Annotated in this window: 21 protein-coding genes; 17 read left to right on the top strand and 4 right to left on the bottom strand. The window is 40.5% G+C overall.

The window, feature by feature from the left end; translation table 11 throughout:
- Positions 1-54: 54 nt before the first annotated feature.
- Both lpxL and CWB65_RS03150 read left to right on the top strand, forming a co-directional pair.
- Positions 55-981: an LpxL/LpxP family Kdo(2)-lipid IV(A) lauroyl/palmitoleoyl acyltransferase gene (gene lpxL, locus CWB65_RS03155; RefSeq protein WP_008128950.1), complete on the top strand. Its 927-nt coding sequence runs from the start codon at positions 55-57 to the stop codon at positions 979-981.
- 44 nt (positions 982-1025) lie between these two features.
- On the top strand, positions 1026-1598 hold the full coding sequence (locus CWB65_RS03150; RefSeq protein ID WP_033025327.1) for a toxin co-regulated pilus biosynthesis Q family protein: 573 nt from the start codon (positions 1026-1028) through the stop codon (positions 1596-1598).
- 97 nt (positions 1599-1695) lie between these two features.
- Here CWB65_RS03150 and glnE read toward each other — a convergent pair whose 3' ends face one another.
- A complete protein-coding gene (glnE, locus tag CWB65_RS03145) occupies positions 1696-4488 on the bottom strand; it encodes a bifunctional [glutamate--ammonia ligase]-adenylyl-L-tyrosine phosphorylase/[glutamate--ammonia-ligase] adenylyltransferase (RefSeq protein ID WP_138739868.1) in 2793 nt (930 codons plus the stop codon).
- Between the two features lie 77 nt (positions 4489-4565).
- Between glnE and CWB65_RS03140 the strand changes: the two genes are divergently transcribed.
- The 6 genes from CWB65_RS03140 to ruvX all read left to right on the top strand — a co-directional run bounded on the left by CWB65_RS03140 (position 4566) and on the right by ruvX (position 9151).
- Positions 4566-5459, top strand: coding sequence for a DUF350 domain-containing protein (locus tag CWB65_RS03140; RefSeq protein WP_006793184.1), 894 nt, complete (start codon positions 4566-4568; stop codon positions 5457-5459).
- A gap of 73 nt (positions 5460-5532) precedes the next feature.
- Positions 5533-6009 (top strand): hypothetical protein, encoded by a 477-nt coding sequence (locus tag CWB65_RS03135; protein ID WP_006793185.1) that lies wholly within the window; start codon positions 5533-5535, stop codon positions 6007-6009.
- A 74-nt stretch (positions 6010-6083) separates the two neighbouring features.
- A complete protein-coding gene (rsmE, locus tag CWB65_RS03130; protein ID WP_008132394.1) occupies positions 6084-6818 on the top strand; it encodes a 16S rRNA (uracil(1498)-N(3))-methyltransferase in 735 nt (244 codons plus the stop codon).
- A 76-nt stretch (positions 6819-6894) separates the two neighbouring features.
- Entirely contained in the window at positions 6895-7845 is a 951-nt protein-coding gene (gshB, locus tag CWB65_RS03125; protein ID WP_008132396.1) for a glutathione synthase, read from the top strand.
- 170 nt (positions 7846-8015) lie between these two features.
- Positions 8016-8573 (top strand): YqgE/AlgH family protein, encoded by a 558-nt coding sequence (locus CWB65_RS03120; protein WP_008132397.1) that lies wholly within the window; start codon positions 8016-8018, stop codon positions 8571-8573.
- Positions 8574-8701: 128 nt separating this feature from the next.
- Positions 8702-9151 (top strand): Holliday junction resolvase RuvX, encoded by a 450-nt coding sequence (ruvX, locus tag CWB65_RS03115; RefSeq protein WP_138739867.1) that lies wholly within the window; start codon positions 8702-8704, stop codon positions 9149-9151.
- Positions 9152-9224: 73 nt separating this feature from the next.
- Here ruvX and CWB65_RS03110 read toward each other — a convergent pair whose 3' ends face one another.
- Positions 9225-10355, bottom strand: coding sequence for a PilT/PilU family type 4a pilus ATPase (locus CWB65_RS03110; RefSeq protein ID WP_138739866.1), 1131 nt, complete (start codon positions 10353-10355; stop codon positions 9225-9227).
- A gap of 9 nt (positions 10356-10364) precedes the next feature.
- On the bottom strand, positions 10365-11405 hold the full coding sequence (locus CWB65_RS03105; RefSeq protein WP_006793191.1) for a type IV pilus twitching motility protein PilT: 1041 nt from the start codon (positions 11403-11405) through the stop codon (positions 10365-10367).
- A 2-nt stretch (positions 11406-11407) separates the two neighbouring features.
- Between CWB65_RS03105 and CWB65_RS03100 the strand changes: the two genes are divergently transcribed.
- The 8 genes from CWB65_RS03100 (at position 11408) to CWB65_RS03065 (ending at position 18465) form a co-directional block, all read left to right on the top strand.
- A complete protein-coding gene (locus CWB65_RS03100) occupies positions 11408-12121 on the top strand; it encodes a YggS family pyridoxal phosphate-dependent enzyme (RefSeq protein ID WP_138739865.1) in 714 nt (237 codons plus the stop codon).
- 17 nt (positions 12122-12138) lie between these two features.
- A complete protein-coding gene (gene proC, locus CWB65_RS03095; protein WP_138739864.1) occupies positions 12139-12960 on the top strand; it encodes a pyrroline-5-carboxylate reductase in 822 nt (273 codons plus the stop codon).
- A 27-nt stretch (positions 12961-12987) separates the two neighbouring features.
- A complete protein-coding gene (locus CWB65_RS03090; protein WP_138739863.1) occupies positions 12988-13521 on the top strand; it encodes a YggT family protein in 534 nt (177 codons plus the stop codon).
- Between the two features lie 59 nt (positions 13522-13580).
- Positions 13581-14027 carry a DUF4426 domain-containing protein gene (locus tag CWB65_RS03085; protein WP_138739862.1) on the top strand — a complete coding sequence of 149 codons (447 nt, stop codon included), beginning with the start codon at positions 13581-13583 and terminating at the stop codon, positions 14025-14027.
- Positions 14028-14031: 4 nt separating this feature from the next.
- Positions 14032-14631, top strand: a complete 600-nt coding sequence (locus CWB65_RS03080; protein ID WP_008132404.1) for an XTP/dITP diphosphatase — start codon at positions 14032-14034, stop codon at positions 14629-14631.
- A complete protein-coding gene (gene hemW, locus CWB65_RS03075) occupies positions 14628-15764 on the top strand; it encodes a radical SAM family heme chaperone HemW (protein WP_008132405.1) in 1137 nt (378 codons plus the stop codon). The genes CWB65_RS03080 and hemW overlap by 4 nt, the downstream gene beginning before the upstream one ends.
- An 85-nt stretch (positions 15765-15849) precedes the next feature.
- Entirely contained in the window at positions 15850-17682 is a 1833-nt protein-coding gene (locus CWB65_RS03070; RefSeq protein WP_138739861.1) for a DUF885 domain-containing protein, read from the top strand.
- 114 nt (positions 17683-17796) lie between these two features.
- Positions 17797-18465: a hypothetical protein gene (locus tag CWB65_RS03065; protein WP_138739860.1), complete on the top strand. Its 669-nt coding sequence runs from the start codon at positions 17797-17799 to the stop codon at positions 18463-18465.
- Positions 18466-18600: 135 nt separating this feature from the next.
- On the opposite strand, the gene CWB65_RS03060 is transcribed toward CWB65_RS03065, so the two are convergent.
- Positions 18601-19317 (bottom strand): SIMPL domain-containing protein, encoded by a 717-nt coding sequence (locus CWB65_RS03060; RefSeq protein ID WP_010556584.1) that lies wholly within the window; start codon positions 19315-19317, stop codon positions 18601-18603.
- Positions 19318-19430: 113 nt separating this feature from the next.
- Between CWB65_RS03060 and CWB65_RS03055 the strand changes: the two genes are divergently transcribed.
- Positions 19431-22100 (top strand): bifunctional acetate--CoA ligase family protein/GNAT family N-acetyltransferase, encoded by a 2670-nt coding sequence (locus CWB65_RS03055; RefSeq protein WP_138739859.1) that lies wholly within the window; start codon positions 19431-19433, stop codon positions 22098-22100.
- Positions 22101-22131 lie beyond the last annotated feature (31 nt).

The raw sequence follows: 22131 nt of genomic DNA, 5'->3' as shown, positions 1-22131 counted from the left end.
GTATTTTACAGCGCTTAGCGTTAAACTAGCGTTTTTAATTTTAGAGCAATTTTTGTGGTCACCTCATCTCCTTTTAAAGCATCTTTTTTAGGCCCTCGATACTGGCTAACGTGGATTGGCGTTTTTTTCTTATACCTAATTTCTTGGCTTCCGCAAAAACTTCAATTAGCCCTGGGCAAACTACTTGGCCGTTTAGTTCATAAATTTATGAAACGCCGCCGACACATTGCCGAAGTAAATATTAAACGCTGCTTTCCTGATATGAGCGACGAAGATCAAAAAGCATTGGTGCTAAAAAATATGGAAAACACTGGCATTGCGATGGTTGAAACCGGAATGGCATGGTGGTGGCCGCAGTGGCGAGCGAAAAAAGCTTTAGGGTCTTTAAAAGGGCTTGAACACTTCGAACGAGTGCAACAATCTGGAAAAGGCGTACTGTTACTAGTACCTCATGTTTTACACCTTGAAATGGCAGGCCGATTAATGGGGTTGGGCTGTATGGGTATTGGTTTTTACCGCCCGCACAACAACCCACTAATGGAGTACTTTACGACTAATGGCCGCCTTCGCTCTAATGAATACTTGGTCGGTAAAAAGGACGTAAAAGGCTTACTAAAAGCCTTAAAAAATAAAAAAGTGTGCTACTACCTACCCGATCAAGACTACGGCCGTAATCGCTGCGAATTCGTCCCTTTTTATGCAGTGCAAGATACCGCAACTACAACAGGTACACTGATGTTTGCTGGCAGTAAAAATTGCGAAACTATGAGTTTGATTACCCGCCGAGACGAAAGTGGAAAGTACCATTTAGAAATTATTCCAGAGCTTGAAAACTTCCCAAGCGGTGATGACAAAGCCGATGTCACGCGTGTTAATCAACGCATGGAATTATCAATTAATGCCGCACCAGAGCAATACATGTGGCTACATCGCCGTTTTAAAACGCGACCAGATAAAAATACTCCTTCATTTTACAAATAGTAATGGTATAACAATAACAGGAACAAATAAGGGTGGTTGTTGTAATGTGGTTTTGGATTAGGTACTTGTCATTTGCAGTCATATTAATAGCGCTTGCTGCGTACTTTTTAATGGGAAATGTTCCAACATTAGATTTAAAAGAATCTAAAAATGCCGCTGCCGAAGGATTATCTCGCTTTTATGCCTCGATTCGAAATCAAGTTAAAAGCAACAAAGAGCGTGACCAATACGTATTGAGTTTAAAAAAGCCAGATCAAACTGTCGATAGAGTTTTAGAGCAGCGTACGCGTACTGTTACCCCCATGCCAGCAAGTTGGACAGGAAGTGTGGAGCCTAGGCGCTTCGAAAACGGTTCAACATTGAAAGATGTTTTAGTTGAGTATGCTAAAAGCGAAGGCATTGAGCTCTATTGGTACTTAAGTAAAGACTATGTCGTTAAAGATCATTTTAGGGTCGACAGTAATTTCACCTCAGCCCTGTACCAAGTAGGCAGAGCTATAAATGATGACTTTGAACACGAGGTTTACACCTACTTTTGTAATAAGCAAAGAGCGGCAGTAATTACTGAATTGCCCTCTGAGTTTGTGCGTGCTAACTGCTTAAAACTCAACATTTGAGTTAAATAAAAAATCACGCTTTTGCGTGATTTTTTATTAAAGCACATCACTTAGAGCGTGTTTGCTTATAAAGCAAATAAATATGATTGAACAAATCCTACAGCTCAAAAACCGCTTTCCAAATGGCAGTCACATTAGTGATGTCTTGTAAAAACTGCTCGCGTTCAACTAACTTTCCTTGCTGATCTAGGCTGAGTACGTGGTAACACGAACGGTAGTCAATATACGCTTTAATTAACTGCTGCTTTTGCTCTTTTGTAATACAGCCTATTTTAGCAGCATCAGTAAGTATTCTTACATTATCTGAAAATACACTTAGTTGCTCGCTATCGTGTGCATTTTTAAGAACAAGGTATTGTGTAATAAATTCAATGTCGGCCATGCCACCAGCATCTTGTTTTAGGTCAAATAACTGCGTGTTCCCTTTTGCAAGGTGGCCGCGCATTTTCTCTCGCATTTTAATGACATCATCTTTTAACACAGGCGTTTCACGCGCTTGGCAAAGTATATTTTTACGTATTTGCGAAAAGCGTTCTTCTAACTCATTTTGACCTAAAATAATACGAGCACGAACCAGCGCTTGATGCTCCCATGTCCACGCTTGTGTTTGTTGATAGTGATTAAAGCTCTCTAAATTGATAGCAAGTAAACCCGAAGCACCCTCTGGGCGAAGACGTGTATCTAACTCGTATAAAATACCCGACGCCGTTCGCGTATTAAATAAGTGCATTAAACGTTGGGCAAGTTTTAAATAAAACTGGCGAGAATCAATCGCTTTATCGCCATTGGTCTGACTCGAGCCATCGTGATTGTGAACAAACACAAGATCTAAATCTGAGTCGTAGCCCACTTCAAAACCACCCGTTTTACCATAGGCAATAACGGCAAAACCCTTGTGTTCATTGTCAGTGTTTGGCGGCATGCCAAAGCGCTTTACCGTGTTATGCCATGCAATGTTTACGGCCTGCTCGACTATAGCTTCTGCCAATGCGGTTAAGTGATCGCTTACTTTCATAACATCCAAAACGCCGGTGGCGTCTGCGGCAGCTATCCGTAATTGATGAGTTTGTTTAAACTGCCTTAACGACTCCATTTGTAGCTCTAAATCGTCGTGCTCTATGCGTAAAAAATATTGACGTATTTCGTCTTTATAAGCGCTAAGTGGTGTTGGTTTATAAAGCACAGCAGGGTCAATTAATTCATCAAGTAAAATTGGGTAACGAGAAATATGCTCGCCAATCCACTTACTATGGCAACACAAAGAAACTAACTGCTTTAACGTGCCTGGGTTTTCATATAGCAGTTCTAAGTAGGCAGTACGCGAAATAATTTTATTAAGAATTTGGCACACAGTACCAAATACTATGGCACTGGCATTAAAGTCGCTTAGCTGTTTAAGCATGGCTGGCATGAGTTTATCAAGAATCTCACGCCCTCGATTTCCAACTTTTACTTTAGACAAACGTAATTTAAAGTCTTGCAGTGGTTCTTGCCATTCGTCTTTAGGTTCATTTAAAAAACTGACATCACAATGATCCCACGCACTTATAAATGCACCTTCACACGTGTCTAGAGGCTCTGTTTCTTCCCCTATTACCTGAATAAACTCATTGTGCACCTGCGCCATTACCTGCTCAATTTCATTTACTGACGCTGCAAAGTCTGGTTGCGATAATAGGTAATTTAACCGTTGTTGGTTTATCTCATCATCAGGCAAAGTTTGCGTTTGCTGGTCGTCGAATATTTGCAGGTATTGCTCTACCTTTCGTAAATAAAGATAATTACTTTTCAGCTCTTTTGCTTCGTCGTCATCAATAACTTGGTTTAGTGCTAACTGGTTTAACGCATTAAGTAATGATTGCGTCTGTAAATTAGCCTCTCGCCCGCCGCGTACCATTTGTAGTGCTTGAACAATAAATTCAACTTCTCGTATTCCGCCAGCCCCCAGTTTTATATTATTGGTTAAACGTTTACGGCGAACTTCTTGCGCAATCATGAGTTTCATTTTACGAAGCGATTCAATAACTGAAAAATCAATATACCGTCGGTATACGAAAGGTTTAAGCAATTGATTAAATTCATCCCAATAGTGATTGGGCTTACCAATTAAACGACTTTTAAGCATGGCGTAACGCTCCCAATCACGCCCTTGCTCTTGGTAATAATCTTCAATAGCGTTAAAACTCATGACCAATGGGCCACTTTCACCAAATGGCCTAAGGCGCATATCAACCCTAAATACCTGCCCATCCCCTGTTGTTTGGTTAAGTGCTGCTATTAGCTTTTGAGCCACTTTTGTGTAAAACACCTGCGCCTCAATACTTTTTCGCCCGCCTTGAGTTTTAACACTACGAGGGTATGCAAATATAAGGTCGATATCTGAAGAATAGTTAAGTTCTTTACCACCTAACTTGCCCATACCAAGTACCATTAAAGGCAAAGATTGCCCTTGCTCATCTATAGGCTCACCATTAAGTGTGGCCACTTGCGCATGGGCCCACTCGTTAGCGCTTTGAATTAACTTATCAGCAAGCTGGCTAATATACTCAATGCTATCTGCAATTGGGTTTTCACAACATAAATCTAAAAAAGCGACTTTAAGCCAGTATTTTTCACGATATTTGCGAAGTATTTGATGACACTGTGCTTCGTTTATATCTGCCAGTGTTAAGTTGTCGAAGGGGGAAGGTATGTCTCTACTTTTAATTTCGTCTTCACATAGTAACCCGCTTTTTAAATCAGGCTGAGACTGAATACAGCGCCAAGCAAAGTCGCTTAACGCTAATAACCTTACAACTTCGTTTTCTATAGGATGCTGCGGGTACAGCTGCTCATAGCGCTTTAACCCAAGTTTTTGTAATTGAATAGGAAGTTGTATTGCGTTACTCATCAATCCTCTCTTTTATATCATCAGTAACCGTACTAGAATGATTAAAACCTTAAAGGTTAACTCTAATTAGGACAACCATGTCATATTTATCTTTATCTAACACTAGTTTTGTTGCGATTACTATTAGTTTTGCTGTTATTTGCTTAACTATTTTTTCATTAAGAATAATAACTCAAATTAAATTAAAACAAGCGCTTAAAGATGAATTAGCCCAGCATGATAACTTTGCCATGGGGATCAATTTTGCTTCAGAGATTTCGGTTGTTATTGCAACCATTGCCTTTTTATTTGATGAAATAAGTGTAAGTACCGCACAATCTAATCCACTTAAAGTAGCAATATTAGTGTTGCTGTTGTTTTCATTTATAAAAGTGGGACATTTGATTCACCGAAAGTGGATTTTGCATCGTTTTAACGAAGAAGCGGCTATTTTAAAACAAAATGTATGCGCCGCCTTAGTAGACTCTGGCATGCTAATAGCTAATTTCATTATGACCTTAGGCCTTTACACATGGACCCACACTCAAGGGTTCAGTAACTTATTAATCGCGTTAGTCAGCTTTTTTTTACTGCAAGGTATGTTTGCACTTGATAGTAAAATACGCGAACATCGTTTTGCAAAAGCCAATCAAGGCGCTTCGCTACAAAGTAATTTTAATTTAGAAAATACCTCTATTGGTATTCGCTATGCTGGTAAATCAATTGGTTTAGCGCTTGCCTCGTATGCAGGCTTGTCGAGTGCTACGTTTCAAAACGGTAAAATGGTTGAAAACCTGTTTACACTGGTAATGCATTGCGGTGTAATGTGGATACTGTTATATGCGTTAACATTTATTGTAAAAAAAATATCACTACCCAATATTGATGCAGCACTTGAAGTTGATCATCAAGACAACATAGGTATTGCTTGTATTGAATTTGCTGTTTTTTGTGCAATAGGCTATTTACTAATTAGCATGTTTTCTATTTAACATTAAACATTTTTCGCTTGGGCTTACACAAAACTTGCTTACATAACACTTTGCTTAATTGCACTGGGACATTATGCCATTTGAAGTTACTAACTATCTATTAATCGATATAGATAACGAATTTAGCAGAGCGTTTGCTGGTCACTATTTTAATAGTGCAAAGCGAGATGCCCCAAGTACCTTAGTCATTGCAGGTGCTAATACTCGCCAGTTAGTTAAAATGATGTTTGATGAACTCATTAAAGATTATTGTTATTGCGATTTTGAAAACGAAATTAGCGTTTCTGAGCTTGCCAGTTATTTGCATGAACATCATGATATTAAAGGTGTATTGTTTAATCAAACCGATTATTTACTGGCTGATGAAAAACAACGTTTTATTTATAACTCACTGCATGAAAAACGTTTTTTAGTCACTCAAGATGAAAGCGGTTTTGCTTTTAGCCCTGTAAAAGACGAAGGCTTTTCAAACCACCTATCTTGTCATACCGACATAGCCGATACATCAGTCGATATTATTGAGTTAACAGAGTTACTTAATAAACAATAAATAATTGCACCTAGCTCGCAGCTTACTTAACATAGCGGTATATAACTTTATCGCCAACTTATAAGTGAAATCACATGCGAGTTCCTCATATTTACCAAGCGTCTTCTATTACACTAAACACTCCCGTGTCACTCGATGACGATGCAGCTGGCCACATAGGCAGAGTACTTCGCATGAAAGTAGGCGAACATGTGTCTATTTTTAATGGCGAAGGTGGTGAATACCTAAGTGAAATTATAGAAGTGAGTAAAAAGAATGTAGTGGTTATGCCACAGCAATTTAATCCTCACGACGTAGAATCACCATTAAAAATTCACTTAGGCCAATGCGTATCGCGTGGCGATAAAATGGATTTTACAATTCAAAAGTCAGTTGAGTTAGGTATTACCGAAATCACCCCTATTTTTAGTCAGCGCTGTGGCGTAAAGCTCATTGGCGACCGCCTTGATAAAAAGCATCAACAATGGCAAAAAATAGCGATTGCGGCAGCCGAGCAGTCGGGGCGTAATTATGTACCGGTTGTTCACCCCCCTATAGACATAAAACAGTGGCTTGAGCAATCAACTAACGCGATAAAGCTCACGCTTCATCCTCGCGCAGAACACAGCATTAAAACCATTACTGTACCTAAAGATGGCGTTCGGTTTTTAGTCGGCCCAGAAGGCGGCTTTACTGACGAAGAAATGGCACAAACTAAACAACAAGAATTTGTTGATATTCGTTTAGGGCCACGTGTTTTACGAACTGAAACCGCCGCTTTAACGGTCTTAAGTGCATTACAGCTACAATTTGGTGATTTAGCTAATTGAAATAGCTAAAAACACCCTCATATCAAAGCTATTAGTAAACTCTAGTAGTAATTACACATAGATTAAGGCACAGCGCATGGCAATTAAATTAGGTATTATTTCAGATCCTATTAGTGGGTTTAACATCAAAAAAGACACCGGCTTTGCAATGATGATGCAGGCGCAAGAGCGTGGCTACGAAATTTACTATATGGAGATGGATGATTTATCACTTCGTAAAGGTAAGTCTTATGCCACCGCTGCCAAAGCGCGTGTATTTAACAACGAAGAAAAATGGTACGAACTAGAAGAAAAAACCACCATTGCCCTTGCCGATCTTGATGTAATTTTAATGCGCAAAGATCCGCCGTTTGACACTGAATACATTTACGCAACGTATCTTTTAGAGCGCGCTGAAGATGAAGGCACGTTAATTATTAATAAACCACAAAGCTTGCGTGATGCTAACGAAAAGCTGTTTACTGCATGGTTTAGCGAACACACGCCAGATACCTTAGTTACGCGCAGCCAAAAACAAATTCGTGAATTTTTAGCTGAGCATAAAGACATTATTTTAAAGCCACTTGACGGTATGGGCGGCGCGTCTATTTTTCGTGTAAAAGAAGATGATGCAAACATAGGTGTTATTTGCGAGACCCTAACCGAGCATGGCAGCCGCTATGCCATGGTACAAAATTATGTTCCTGCTATTACACAAGGCGATAAACGCGTTCTTGTGGTTGACGGTGAAGTCATTCCCTACTGCTTAGCGCGTATTCCACAAAACGGTGAAACTCGCGGAAATCTAGCCGCAGGCGGTCGTGGTGAAGCTCGCCCATTGAGCGAGTCAGATATGAGAATTGCACAGGCCGTTGCGCCCACGCTTAAAGAAAAAGGCCTTGTATTTGTTGGCCTTGATATTATTGGCGACAAGCTAACCGAAATTAACGTAACAGCACCTACGTGTGTGCGTGAAATTGAAGCCGCGTATGATATATCAATCACAGGTATTCTTTTTGATGCTATTGAGAGAAAATTAGCTAAATAGTCTAGCCTCAGGTTAAATAAGTTAAATTGGCTTAACGCAATGCGTTTAACGTTTAAATATTAATGCAGCACTTGCTGTATTAATATTTTAATAAAATCAGTTAACTTATTTAGTTATAAAATACAGGGTTGTGCCATACTCAAAATTCATTAACTGAAAGGGTGAAATCTATGCAGTCATTAGAAAATCATTTTTTAATCGCCATGCCGTCAATGCAAGACCCTTTTTTTAAACGTGCTGTTACGTATATTTGCGAGCACAATGAAGATGGGGCAATGGGATTGGTGATAAACCAACCCATCAACGTAACCGTTGGTGAACTACTTGATAAAATAGAAATCGATAACGACAAAACCCAACAAGCAGCTAAAGTAGCTGTGTTTGCAGGTGGTCCAGTTAAAACAGATAGAGGTTTTGTGCTTCACTCCCCTAAGCTCGGGTATACCTCAAGCCAAAAGCTCAGTAGTGATATTATGATCACCACCTCTAAAGACGTGCTAGCAAGTTTAACGACAGCACATGCCCCTGAGCAGTTTATTATCACCTTAGGGTATGCAGGTTGGGAACAAGGCCAACTAGAACAAGAACTGCTTGATAACAGCTGGCTAATTATAGAAGCGGATCCGGCCATTATTTTTAACACGCCCGCTGAAAAACGATGGGAAAAAGCCGTTTCAATGCTTGGCTTTGATATAGGCCAACTAAGCCCTGAAGCCGGGCATGCTTAAATATCTCCTTTCTAAATTAAGTTCATAATATAAATTCACTTGGAAATAGACACGCTATTACAAGTGAATTTTTTTATGTAAACCTTTAACATAACGGCTTGAAAAGCAGCCTAAGTAAAACATTATCAATGACAAAAAGAACATTTAAGCCACAAGGCGAGCGCACCGTAATGGGATTTGATTTTGGCACTAAAAGTATTGGTATTGCCGTAGGGCAAGAACTCACCGGCAGCGCATCAAGCCTTAAGGCCGTAAAAGCGCAAGATGGTATTCCAAGCTGGGATCATATCGCAGTACAAGTAAACGAATGGCAACCAGATTTAATGGTGGTCGGTTTACCGCTTAATATGGATGGCACTTCACAAGAGGTGACATTTAAAGCTAAAAAGTTTGCTAACAGGTTACATAATCACTATGGCATTCCTGTACAAACACAAGATGAGCGCCTAACAACTGCTGACGCAAAAGCCCGTTTATTTGAGCAAGGTGGTTATAAAAATTTAGGTAAAGGAAATGTAGATAATATGTCTGCGGTAATTATTTTAGAAAGTTTTTTTGAATCATTTTACGGTGAGTAACGCTGTAATTAGGTGTGTTAAATATTAAAAAAGCGCGGCTGGAAAGTCGCGCTTTTTTAATAACAATAACTAATTAGTTATCGTCATCCCCCATTCCATCAATAGTTACACCTTGTAAAAAGCCCGCACCTTGTTGTTCGTTATTGCGCAGTTTAATCATCAAGCGTAAGTCATTTGGTGAGTCAGCATGATGCAATGCATCTGCATAGTTAATACGTTGCTGCCTGTATAACTCAAAAAGGGCTTGGTCAAAGGTTTGCATGCCCATATCGTTAGATTTAGCCATAGCCTCTTTAATGCCGCCAATATCGCCGTTTTTAATCAGCTCTGCCACCATAGGTGAATTAAGTAATATCTCTATTGCGGCAACGCGTCCTTCGCCATCTGAGGTAGGTATTAATTGTTGAGCTACAATGGCACGTAAGTTAAGTGCTAAATCGTATTTAAGCTTGTCATGCTTTTCTTTTGGTACCAAATGCATAATACGGTCAATGGCTTGGTTGGCATTGTTGGCATGCAGTGTAGCCACACATAAATGCCCTGTTTCAGCAAAGCTTAATGCGTATTCCATGGTTTCTTGCGAGCGTATTTCACCAATTAAAATAACATCAGGAGCTTGACGTAATGAGCTTTTAAGCGCCGACTCAAAACTATCTGTATCGAGCCCTACTTCGCGTTGGGTAATAATACTTTTGCGGTGCTCATGAACAAACTCAATAGGATCTTCAATTGTTAAAATATGACCTCGTTGGTTTCGGTTTCTGTAGCCAATCAGGGCTGCTAATGAGGTCGACTTACCGGTTCCTGTTCCACCAACAAACAAAACTAAACCGCGCTTAGCCATAATGACGTCGGTGAGTGTCGAGGGTAGGCCCAAATCACTGATATCAGGGATCTGTGTCACAATTCGGCGAATAACCATACCTGCTCTATCGCGCTGCCAAAACGCAGAAATACGAAAACGCCCTTCGTCGGTTGCAATAGCAAAGTTACATTCTTTAGTAGCATGAAACTCCGCTTTTTGCTTTTCGCTCATCGCAGACTCAACCAACTGCAAAGACTCTTCGTCAGTGAGTTTGTCATCGCCCAATTGAATTAGTTCACCGTTTATTTTTGCACTAACAGGTAAACGGCTAGATACAAATAAATCAGAGCCTTTTTTCTCAATCATAGTGATTAAGTAACGGTTTAAAGATAGAGTCATTCTAATTCCTTAACCACCAAATTGTGTTTTGTCTTGCGCTTTAGCTTGCGCTGCGGTGTTGGTCACAATGCCTCGGTTAACTAAGTTTGTTAAACATTGATCCATTGTTTGCATACCAATTGAGGCGCCAGTTTGAATAGACGAGTACATTTGTGCAATTTTGTCTTCACGAATTAAGTTACGTATGGCGGGTACACCAATCATAATTTCATGAGCTGCCACTCGCCCACCACCAATTTTTTTAAGGAGCGTTTGCGAAATAACCGCACGCAATGACTCAGACAACATAGAGCGTACCATTGCTTTTTCTTCACCAGGGAATACATCAATAATACGGTCAATGGTTTTGGGCGCTGAGGTTGTATGCAACGTACCAAACACTAAATGACCGGTTTCAGCAGCGGTCATCGCTAGGCGAATAGTTTCTAAATCACGCAGCTCACCCACTAATATAACATCGGGGTCTTCACGCAGCGCACTACGCAGTGCGTTTGAAAAACTGTGTGTATCACGATGTACTTCACGTTGGTTAACTAAGCTTAACTTGTTATCGTGAACAAATTCGATTGGATCTTCAATCGTTAAAATATGGTGATGCTTATTTTGATTTATGTAATCAACCATGGCCGCAAGTGTTGTTGATTTACCCGACCCTGTTGGCCCGGTAACAAGCACTAACCCACGCGGGTTGTCTGATATTGTTTTAAAAATATCTGGCGCGCCTAAATCATCAAGTGTTAATACTTCACTCGGTATAGTACGAAATACTGCCGCAGGACCGCGGTTTGAATTAAAGGCATTAACACGAAAGCGAGCAAGATTAGGAACCTCAAACGAAAAATCCACCTCAAGGTTTTGTTCGTAATCTTTGCGCTGAGTATCGTTCATAATATCGTAAACTAAACTGTTTACGTCTTTATCTGCAAGGGCTGGTATATTAATGCGGCGAACATCACCATCTACGCGTATCATAGGTGAAACACCCGACGATAAATGTAAATCGGATGCATTGTGTTGCACACTAAACGCTAATAATTCGGTAATATCCATTTATGACTCCACAACTGGCTGATAATTATATGGTTACAATAGCAGAACGACTCACTTGCGCCTACGCAAGAATTTCAAACGCGGCAAAAAACACGCACAGAAGCAAAGATGAAATAACCTTGCTGGCGGTGTCTAAAACCAAACCTAGCGACGATATCGTTGCTGCATACAATCATGGCCAACGCCAGTTTGGTGAGTCTTATGTTCAAGAAGCTGTAGATAAAATAGCTCAACTGCACACATATAGCGATATCATTTGGCATTTCATTGGCCCTATCCAGTCAAATAAAAGTGCTTTAGTGGCAGAAAATTTTGATTGGGTACAAAGCGTCGATCGAATCAAAATAGCCAAGCGCCTCAACGCTCAGCGCCCAACCAGTAAACCACCACTTAATGTACTTATTCAGGTAAATATTAGCGCCGAGGAGGCAAAGTCGGGCTGTCATCCCAATGACATCGCAAATCTTGCTGAGTTTATTAGCCAATGTGATCAGTTAAGATTACGTGGTTTGATGGCTATTCCTGCAAAAAGTGACGATCCAACGACACAAACTCAATATTTTGAGCAATTACAAACTTGCTTTGATAAACTAAAGGCCCAATATCCACAGTTAGACACTCTATCTATGGGTATGAGTAATGACGTTGAAGCCGCAATTAGTGCAGGCTCAACTATGGTGAGGATCGGAACAGACATTTTTGGAACACGAACTTAAAAGGTAAAAACAGATTTATGTCAGATAAAAAAATCGCATTTATAGGCACAGGTAACATGAGCTACGCTATTATTGGTGGCATGGTAAAAAACGGCTTTGACGCAAACAACATCATTGCGACTAACCGCAACCAAGAAAAGCTTGCAAAGGTAGCAGCCGATTTCAAGGTGCAAACCACCAGTGACAATAACGAAGCCCTACGCGATGCTGATGTAATTGTTTTGTCTGTAAAGCCGCAAATGATGGGCGATTTATGTAAATCGTTTCAAGAGTCTGGCATCGATTTCAGTGATAAACTCTTTATCTCAGTAGCTGCTGGTTTAACAGTAAGCCGCTTGCGCGAAATGTTAGGGCAAGATGTAAAAATTGTACGTTGCATGCCTAATACACCGTCTTTATTAGGGCGTGGCGTGTCTGGCTTATTTGGCGCTGGCGAAACGCACCAAGAACATGAATTTGTTCAACAAGTATTTGAGTGCACAGGTATTGTGGTGTGGGTCGAACAAGAAGCGCAAATTAACGATATCATTGCAGTAACAGGTTCATCACCAGCTTACTTTTTCTTATTTATGGAAGCCATTGAAGAAAAAGCAAAAGCGCTTGGCTTTAATGATGAAGATGCTCGTCGTTTAGTACAACAAACAGCACTTGGCGCTGCCGAAATGGCGTTAAGCCAACCAGAAATTAGCATTTCTCAGCTACGCGCAAACGTAACATCTAAAGGCGGTACTACACATGCCGCAGTTGAGCATTTAAAAGACGAAGGCTTAACTAAAACCGTTGGCGATGCGATGGATGCGTGTATTGCTCGAGCTATGCAAATGGAAAAAGAACTTTAAAACTACTTTATTATTAAAGGTTACACTATGAATGCCATGCAATTTTTGATCAGTACTCTGTTTGATTTGTTTTTAATGGTGGTACTACTGCGTTTTTGGCTACAGTGGGCAAAAGCCGATTTTTACAACCCAATGAGCCAATTTGTGGTTAAAGCAACGTCGTTTGCAGTCAACCCTTTACGTAAAATTATACCCGGGTTAGGTGGGCTTGATTTAGCCTCACTATTGCTGGCATTTATTGTAGCTATTGCCAAAATTAGTACTTTAATGTTGGTTTTTACCGGTGCATGGTATGCCCAACTGGTTTTCACGGAAGCATTTGTTACGTTAATGCAAAAAGCACTTAGCTTAGTTTTTTATGTTTTGCTTATTCGCGCAATTCTCAGCTGGGTAAGCCAAGGCTACAACCCTATTGAAGCGGTTTTCCACCAGCTTACTGAGCCAATGCTCAAGCCACTTCGTAAAATTATTCCACCAATGGGTGGGTTAGATTTATCAGTACTTGTATTAATTATTGGTATTCAGTTTTTGCAAATGCTGTTAATGGACTTTTTAGCTTAAGCTTTTGTTTTAAGTAAAAGAGGCCTTATGGCCTCTTTTTTATATTTTTGGAGTGAACAATGAATCGGTTAATTAAATTTTGTCTTATTGCTTGTTTAACATTCGCATTTAACGCACACAGCGAACAAACATTGGGCGGGCAATATAAAGAACTTGGCCCGTGGCAAGTACATTACATTGCTTTTCCATCAACCTTTATTCAGCCACAAATTGCCAAGGCTTATGGGCTTGAGCGCAGTGGATATAAAGGGATTGTTAATATTTCTGTGTTAAAAAACAATACAGGCAATACAGCTCAAAAGGCCAAGTTATCTGGCACAGCCAGAAACCTACTTGGCAACAAACAAACGCTTAACTTTAAAGAAGTAATTGAAGGCGAGTCGATTTATTACCTTGCCCAAGTCGATTTTACAAACGAAGAAATACTGCGCTTTGAAATTGAAATACAGCAAAGTAATCAATTTCAAACACTGCAATTTCAGCAAAAATTTTACGTAGATAAATAATATTATGAACAAAACTTTAGTCCTTGCCACGGGTAACCCTGGCAAAGTAAGTGAGCTGGCCAACATGTTAAGCCCACTTAATATTAATGTAGTTCCACAAAGTGATTTTAACGTTAGTGAAGTAGCCGAAACCGGTACTACCTTTGTTGAAAATGCCATTATTAAAGCCCGCCATGCAGCTAAAATTACGGGTATGCCAGCCATAGCTGATGATTCCGGCTTAGAGGTTGATGGTTTAAATGGTGCACCGGGGGTTTACTCTGCTCGCTTTGCTGGTGAGAGCGCAAGCGATCAAGACAACATAGATAAACTACTTAATGATTTAGGTAATAACCCAAATCGTAAAGCGCGTTTTTGGTGTGTATTAGTATTAATGCGCCACGCCGATGACCCTACCCCGCTTATTTGCAGCGCAAGCTGGGAAGGCGAAATTACACAAACCCAACATGGCGAAGGCGGGTTTGGTTACGACCCGGTATTTTTTGTTGAAGAGCAAAACTGTACCAGCGCCGAGTTAACCAAAGAGCAAAAAAATGCTGTGAGCCATCGCGGTCAAGCACTACAGGCTTTGCTAAATAAGCTACAACTAAAAGGCGGCCTGTGACTCTTCCTCCTCTAAGTTTATATGTGCACGTACCTTGGTGCGTGCAAAAATGCCCTTATTGCGACTTTAATAGCCACGGGCAAAAAGGCGACATACCAGAAGCCGAATATGTTCAGCATTTAATAGACGATTTAAAAGCCGACTTACACTTAGTGCAAGGGCGAAAAATTCACAGTATATTTATTGGTGGCGGTACCCCAAGTTTATTGACCGGTGATGCTTATACACGCCTACTAAGCGAAGTAGATAGCCTTATAGGCCTTGCCGATAATTGTGAAATAACCCTCGAAGCAAACCCAGGCACAGTAGAAACGGGCCGATTTAAAGAGTATGTGAAAGCAGGTATAAACCGCATTTCAATTGGCATACAGAGCCTGCAAAGCGACAAGCTAAAAGCGCTTGGCCGCATTCATGGTGCTAACGAAGCAACCTATGCAGCAGAGCAAGCCAAAGAGGCTGGTTTAAATAGTTTTAATCTTGATTTAATGCACGGCTTACCAGGGCAAACCCTAGACGATGCATTAAGTGATTTAAAGCAAATTATTGCCCTCGATCCGCCACATATTTCGTGGTACCAACTTACCATAGAGCCTAATACTCAGTTTGCATCTAAACCGCCAACACTTCCTCAAGATGAAACTCTGTGGGATATTCAAGAACAAGGCCAAGCACTACTTGCAGAAGCAGGTTATATACAATACGAAATTTCAGGGTATGCAAAACCGGGCTATCAATGCCAACATAACCTAAATTATTGGCGGTTTGGCGATTATCTGGGGATTGGCTGTGGTGCTCATGGTAAGGTTACCAATGCAAAAACCGGCATAATTACCCGAACTGAAAAGGTCAAACATCCCCGTGGCTACATGGATATGGTAAAGCCTTATTTGTATAAAAGCTGGCACGTTGAGCAAGACGATTTGGCTTTCGAGTTTTTTATGAATCGCTTTCGCCTTGCAGAGCCATGCCCGATTGAAGACTACAGTGCGCTGACTAATCAGCCATTGCAAAGCCAACAAGCAGCTTTAAATAAAGCCATAAACACCGGTTTATTAATAGAAAAAGACGGTCACTGGCAAGTGAGCCTTAAAGGGCATCGCTTTTTAAATGACCTGCTAGAATTGTTCGTATAATGCATTGGGCGTTATACGTCATGTAAAGCGAATACATGAAAAATTAAAATACCCTAATGGGTTTCTAACAACAAAAGGGAAAACAATGCGTAAACTTACCTTTATTGCAGCAGCTGTGTGTGTTGCACTCCTTGCTGGTTGCCAACAAGCACCACAACAATCTGTAACCACTCCAATTGTACAAGCGCAACCTGTACAAAGCGAAATTGACAAAGCCAATGCGTTTTTTGAAGATACCTTTAACCGTGATGTGATGAGCAGCCCGGTTTACCAAACTTACATGGGTATTAAAAAAGATTACGATAAGTGGGATGACGGCAGCGAAGAGCAAAAACTCAAAGACCTCGCTGAAACTAAAGCCGACTTAGTTGCCCTAAACGCGATTAACCGCGACCTGCTAGACGATGCAACTAAAGTAAGCTACGACTTAAAAAAACAAGACTTAGAAAGCTCAATTGCTGACTTTAAATGGCGTTACCACAACTACCCTGTAAACCAAATGTTTGGTACACACTCTATGGTGCCTGCATTTTTAATAAACCAACATTCAATTAGTAATGTTAAAGAAGCAAAAGACTACATTTCGCGTTTAAATGGGGTGCCTACGGTATTTGACCAATTAGTAACTGATTTAGAAACACGAGCAAGCAAAGGCATTATTGCGCCTAAGTTTGTGTTTCCACATGTTATTGATTCAAGCAAAAACATTATTCAAGGTGCACCATTTGAAAAAGGTGACGATTCAACACTTTTAGCAGACTTTAAACGCAAAGTAACGGCACTTGAAATCAACCAAGACGAAAAAGATGCACTTATTAACGAAGCAACTGACGCGTTAAAATCAGCAGTTAAGCCAGCTTACTCAAAGCTTATTAACTACCTAGCACAACTTGAAAAGCGTGCTGACGATCGTGATGGTGCTTGGAAATTACCTGAAGGTAATACCTTTTACAATAATGCACTTAAACGCACAACTACCACTGATTTAACTGCAAAAGAAATTCATGCTATTGGCCTATCAGAAGTAAGCCGTATACATGACGAAATGCGTGAAATTAAAGATAAAGTAGGCTTTAAAGGCGATTTAAAAGCGTTTATGCAGTTTATGAAAACTGATAAGCAATTTTACTACCCAAATACAGCAGAGGGTAAACAGCGCTACCTTGACGAAGCAACAGCTATGATCGACACAATGAAAGTGCGTCTTGATGAGCTATTTATTGTTAAGCCAAAAGCCGACCTTAAAGTAAAAGCAGTTGAAGCTTTCCGTGAAAAAGCGGCGGGTAAAGCATTTTACCAACAGCCTGCGCCAGATGGTTCACGCCCAGGTATTTACTACGCAAACCTTTACGACATGGAAGCGATGCCAACGTACCAAATGGAAGCACTGGCTTACCATGAAGGTATTCCGGGTCACCACATGCAAATAGCTATTTCGCAAGAACTAGAAGGTGTGCCTAAGTTCCGTAAATTTGGCGGCTACACAGCCTACATTGAAGGTTGGGGTTTATACTCTGAGCTTGTACCTAAAGAAATGGGTATGTACTCAGACCCATACTCAGACTTTGGTCGTCTTTCTATGGAATTATGGCGCGCGTGCCGTTTAGTGGTTGATACCGGTATTCACGCAATGAAGTGGACTCGCCAAGAAGGGATTGATTACTACGTGAATAACACCCCTAATGCCACTTCTGACGGCGTTAAAATGGTTGAACGTCACATTGTAATGCCTTCGCAAGCAACGGCTTACAAAGTAGGTATGTTGAAAATTTTAGAACTACGTGAAGACGCTAAAAAGCAACTTGGCGACAAGTTTGATATTCGTCAGTTCCACGATGTAGTGCTAAAAAATGGCCCTGTACCACTTAACGTACTAGAAAACTTTGTAAATGAATGGGTAGCAAGCAAAAAAGCTTAATCCCAATTTATAAAGCTAACTAAAAGGTCGCTTATGCGACCTTTTTTGTATTTTGTACCATTTGGCAATAATAGGTTAAGCTAAACAAAAAGGTATTTAAAAGGCGCAAAAATTATGGAGTTATGCATACAGTTACTTAACGCACGTATTTCAAAGCATCAATTAAATGAACTTGATAATGACTTTAAGCAGTTAAGTCCAGCCCAACAAACACAGCAGCTTAATCATCTATACGAAAGCGCTTTGCGTATGAGTATTAAGTACGATTTTATGCAAAATGTAGCAACACGTATTTTAGCAAGCAATACCCCACCTGCACCTTTTATTAATCAGTTAACAACCACAGATGCCTTGACGTTTTTTACTCCGGCGCTGAGAGAAAATAAGGGCTTCTTGGCACAAGATACCCAAGGAAATAATGTGTTGCACACTGTATTTAAACACGCTAACGCCCAAAAGCTGGCGTTTAATTATGTGCGCTCATTAATGTTATTTGAATCTAACGATGACTTAGTAAAAGCGCTTGCCCAACCCAATGCTCGTGGCCTAACACCTGTTGCTTGTTATATTGCGTATGCAAATAAACCAAGCACGCCGGTTAAGCATGAATTTTCGGCACTGTTAGCCTTGATGGAAATAGAACAAAAACAGAACCCAACAGCTAAACAGCAGTTGGCAAATATATTAAAAGGCATGAGCCTAAACGAAACCAGTATTTTACTTAGTGCTGCTTACCTGCAACGTTCAACCGCGCAAGTTGCACATTTAGTTAAAGCAGTTTAGGTCGTGAAAACCTTGATAGATTAAGCGTTGGCCAATCGAGTAACTATTTTACCAAGTTACGAGATTTGTAACCTAATGAGTTACATAAATACTAAACACACCGCTATAAATTTAACCTAAAATAATAAATAGATCCTAGTCGTTTAAGTAGTATTCAACAGTGGTTACTACTCTTACGTTTTTTATTTGTGGTGTATTTGAATCGCGATTAGTAATACTAAACTGCCCTTGGCGAGCTGTTTTTATTTTTCCTAGTTTTGAATTGGAATCCCTAGCAAACTTGTTAGCTACTTCGCGGGCTTTTTCAGTTGCTTGTTGAACCATGGCCGGTTTCACATCGTTTAGCCCTGTAAAAATATACTCAACACGTGTTTCGTAACTATCTTGTACTATGGCAATATTTTGTTTAGCTAATTGGCTTACTTTGCTCAGCGCATTTTGCACCTTGTCTACAGCGCTAGAATAAACGGTCATATTTGAACGAACAATGTACCTAAATTGCTGGTTTTCATTGCCGTACTCGCGCGCCTGTTTATCAACAATAGATTGGCTACCAAGTGATATTTCGGCGTCATCAAAACCATGCAGTTTTAAAAATGCGATCACGGCAGCGTTTTTTTTCTCAACCCTATTTACCAACTTTTCAAGGTCGTTATCTGCATCGCTAAATTGCAAAGGCCATATAACAGTATCGGCAATCACCTCTTGCTCTGCTAATCCTTTAACTTGTACTGTACGCTCCATTTCTTTTACATTTAGTGCTGCACTTTTTAAAATAAACCCTAAGCTAATTAAGCCTAGGCTTAAAAAAATAGCCGCCAGCACAGTGTGAAAACCAGGTGTTTTAATCACAGTAAACTCCTTGATTGATATCAATAATACGTATCTATAAACTCGAAATAACCTGTTAAACAGGGTACATTGAGACAATGTATAACGCAAAATTTTAAAGCTAAGGAAACGCAATGAGCCTAAAGCGAATTAGTCAGTTTTTTAATCCAAGCTCAGTGGCAGTGATAGGCGCGTCAAATAATGCCTCTCGTGCCGGTTTTGTCGTTATGCGTAATTTATTACAAGGCGGTTTTAAAGGACCAATCATGCCTGTAACGCCAAGCTATAGCGCTGTTCATGGCGTACTTGCATACCCGTGTATTAATGATCTACCTAAAGTGCCTGACCTTGCCGTTATTTGTACCAATAAAAATACCCTGTTCGACATTATTAGCCAACTAGGCGAGCTGGGCTGTAAAAGCGCTATTATTATTGCCGATGGCTTAACGAACGATCAAAAAAGTGCGCTAAAAGCATGCGCCCATAAACACAACGTTACTTTATTAGGCCCTAATAGCTTAGGGCTATTAATTCCCCATATTGGCTTAAATGCCAGCTTTTCTCATACAGTGGCAAGCCCAGGTAAAATTGCCTTTGTGTCGCAATCTGCAGCAGTTTGTTCCACTATTTTAGATTGGGCTAAAAATAAAGATATTGGCTTTTCGTACTTTGTTTCTGTGGGAGGGTGTTTAGATATTGATTTTGATGAGCTGCTCGACTTTTTAGGGCGTGATTCAAAAACTAAAGCTATTTTACTTTATATTGATAACATTGAAGACATCCGTGGCTTTATTTCGGCCGCAAGAGCGGCTGCATTTAGTAAACCTGTTATTGCCATAAAAACAGGAAAGACAAATGCTGGCGCTCTTGCTGCAGAGATCCATTCCGGTGGAAAACAAAGCTCTGATGCCGTATACGATGCGTTATTTCAACGTGCGGGTATGCTGCGCGTTAACGACCTACGAGAGCTATTTGCTGCAACACAAACGCTCGCCATGCACCCAAAATTATTGCAAGTTGAACAGCTCACTATTTTAACAAATGGAGGAGGTCCGGGTGTTATGGCGGTCGATGAGCTAATTCAACGATCTGGGAAATTAGCAGTTCTTAGTAGTGAAACACGCAGTGCGCTTAATCATGTTATTCCCCGCTCAGAAGCAACCTCCAACCCGATTGATATTTTTGGTGACTCGGCACCAGCGCGTTACAAACAAGCATTAGAAATATTATTGCATGCAAAAGAAGTAAAAAACTTATTGATAATACATACCCCATCGGCACTGGCTCCAAGTGAAGACTATGCCAGTGTTATTGTTCAAGCGCTGCAAACGTTGCCCAAAATGGCTCGCCCTTATGTGTTTACCAACTTTATGGGTGAAGATGCTTCATTCGCAGCCAGAAAAATATGCGCTAACAATGCAATTCCTACTTATCGAACACCTGAAGGCGCTGTCGGTGCGTTTATGCACTTGGTATCGTATCGTCGAAACCAAAAACATTTAACGCAAACGCCAGAGTCTAACACTGACGATGGAAAAATAAACAAAGCTGCTGCCACAACGTTAATAACTGAATATTTAGATGAAGAACAAACCTATCTACCCACTCATAATGCAAGCCAAGTACTAAGCCACTATGGTGTTGAATGTATTGAAACTAAAGTGGCGTACACACCCACTGAGGCAAAAGAGCAAGCAATAGAGCTTGGTTTTCCCGTTGCGCTTAAGCTTATAAGCCCAAGTATTGCTTCTAAGTCTGAAGTCGGCGGCGTGGTTTTAAATCTAAACGATGCCAATGAAGTTGAGCAAACCGCATTTGCGATGCTTATTCGTATTAAAAACACTTATCCGGATGCCACTATTGATGGGTTTTCACTCCAAAAAATGGCACCGCGTGCAGGTGCAAACGAGCTGCGGATTGCAATTAAAACAGAGCCTAATTTTGGCCCCGTTATTTTACTTGGTGAGGCAGGTACAGGGCTTGAGTACGCTCAAGCGGCAGTGGCTCTCCCTCCACTTAATATGAACTTGGCTAAATATTTAATTGCTGCCGCACATGATAAAGGCGTATTAAAAGATCGCATTTTACCTGAAAAGGTCGACAAATATCGTTTATGTGCGTTGCTCACGCGTATTTCACAGCTCGTTGTGGATCAACCCGATATTAGCGCAATGGAACTTAACCCAATACTTGCAAGTAACGGGCAATTTTTAGTACTTGATGCCACCATAACGCTAAATCGATACCAGTCAAAAAGTAACCGCAAACGGTTATGTATTCGCCCCTACCCTATAGATCTTGTAGAAATAGTAACGCTAAAAAATAATACTCAAGCAACGCTTAGGCCAATAAAACCTGAAGATGAACAAGCCCATAAGGCATTTGATCAATCACTCAATAAAGAAGATCGTTACAAACGCTTTTTTGGCGAGTTACCTCAATTTAACCACGATCAACTCGCTAAAATGACTCAAATTGATTACGACCGAGAAATGGCGTTTATTGTTTGCCAACGCTTAGAGGGAAAAACACGCACCTTAGGGGTGTCGCGTGTGATTATGGATCCCGACAACGTGCATGCTGAGTTTGCTATTGTGGTTCGTTCTGACTGCCAGGGCTTAGGGCTAGGTCGAATTTTAATGAATGCTGCAATTAACCATTGTAAACGCCAAGGCGTTGAATGGATTGAAGGTATAACACTACCAGAAAACACAGGTATGATTGAACTTGCCCGCAAGTTGGGCTTTAAAGTAAGCCGCGATTTTGAAGAAGGCAGCATTAACATGGTGCTCAACACAAAATAAACTCAGCCCAATAACTTAAGTTATGTTCAGA

It is taken from the genome of Pseudoalteromonas sp. S554, from assembly GCF_005930865.1.
In the GTDB taxonomy this organism is placed as follows: Bacteria; Pseudomonadota; Gammaproteobacteria; order Enterobacterales; family Alteromonadaceae; genus Pseudoalteromonas; species Pseudoalteromonas marina.
The sequence above is the reverse complement of the archived record's forward strand: the minus strand, read 5'-3'. Positions and strand labels throughout refer to the sequence as shown.

Excerpts from the sequence above, each read along its gene's own strand:
- rsmE (WP_008132394.1), top strand. The coding sequence starts at position 6,084 with ATGCGAGTTCCTCATATTTACCAAGCGTCTTCTATTACACTAAACACT.
- CWB65_RS03110 (WP_138739866.1), bottom strand. The coding sequence starts at position 10,355 with ATGACTCTATCTTTAAACCGTTACTTAATCACTATGATTGAGAAAAAA.
- CWB65_RS03140 (WP_006793184.1), top strand. The coding sequence starts at position 4,566 with ATGTCATATTTATCTTTATCTAACACTAGTTTTGTTGCGATTACTATT.
- CWB65_RS03150 (WP_033025327.1), top strand. The coding sequence starts at position 1,026 with ATGTGGTTTTGGATTAGGTACTTGTCATTTGCAGTCATATTAATAGCG.
- gshB (WP_008132396.1), top strand. The coding sequence starts at position 6,895 with ATGGCAATTAAATTAGGTATTATTTCAGATCCTATTAGTGGGTTTAAC.
- proC (WP_138739864.1), top strand. The coding sequence starts at position 12,139 with ATGTCAGATAAAAAAATCGCATTTATAGGCACAGGTAACATGAGCTAC.
- glnE (WP_138739868.1), bottom strand. The coding sequence starts at position 4,488 with ATGAGTAACGCAATACAACTTCCTATTCAATTACAAAAACTTGGGTTA.
- CWB65_RS03100 (WP_138739865.1), top strand. The coding sequence starts at position 11,408 with ATGACTCCACAACTGGCTGATAATTATATGGTTACAATAGCAGAACGA.
- CWB65_RS03055 (WP_138739859.1), top strand. The coding sequence starts at position 19,431 with ATGAGCCTAAAGCGAATTAGTCAGTTTTTTAATCCAAGCTCAGTGGCA.
- CWB65_RS03090 (WP_138739863.1), top strand. The coding sequence starts at position 12,988 with ATGAATGCCATGCAATTTTTGATCAGTACTCTGTTTGATTTGTTTTTA.
- CWB65_RS03070 (WP_138739861.1), top strand. The coding sequence starts at position 15,850 with ATGCGTAAACTTACCTTTATTGCAGCAGCTGTGTGTGTTGCACTCCTT.
- CWB65_RS03085 (WP_138739862.1), top strand. The coding sequence starts at position 13,581 with ATGAATCGGTTAATTAAATTTTGTCTTATTGCTTGTTTAACATTCGCA.
- CWB65_RS03120 (WP_008132397.1), top strand. The coding sequence starts at position 8,016 with ATGCAGTCATTAGAAAATCATTTTTTAATCGCCATGCCGTCAATGCAA.
- ruvX (WP_138739867.1), top strand. The coding sequence starts at position 8,702 with ATGACAAAAAGAACATTTAAGCCACAAGGCGAGCGCACCGTAATGGGA.
- CWB65_RS03105 (WP_006793191.1), bottom strand. The coding sequence starts at position 11,405 with ATGGATATTACCGAATTATTAGCGTTTAGTGTGCAACACAATGCATCC.
- CWB65_RS03080 (WP_008132404.1), top strand. The coding sequence starts at position 14,032 with ATGAACAAAACTTTAGTCCTTGCCACGGGTAACCCTGGCAAAGTAAGT.
- CWB65_RS03135 (WP_006793185.1), top strand. The coding sequence starts at position 5,533 with ATGCCATTTGAAGTTACTAACTATCTATTAATCGATATAGATAACGAA.
- CWB65_RS03065 (WP_138739860.1), top strand. The coding sequence starts at position 17,797 with ATGGAGTTATGCATACAGTTACTTAACGCACGTATTTCAAAGCATCAA.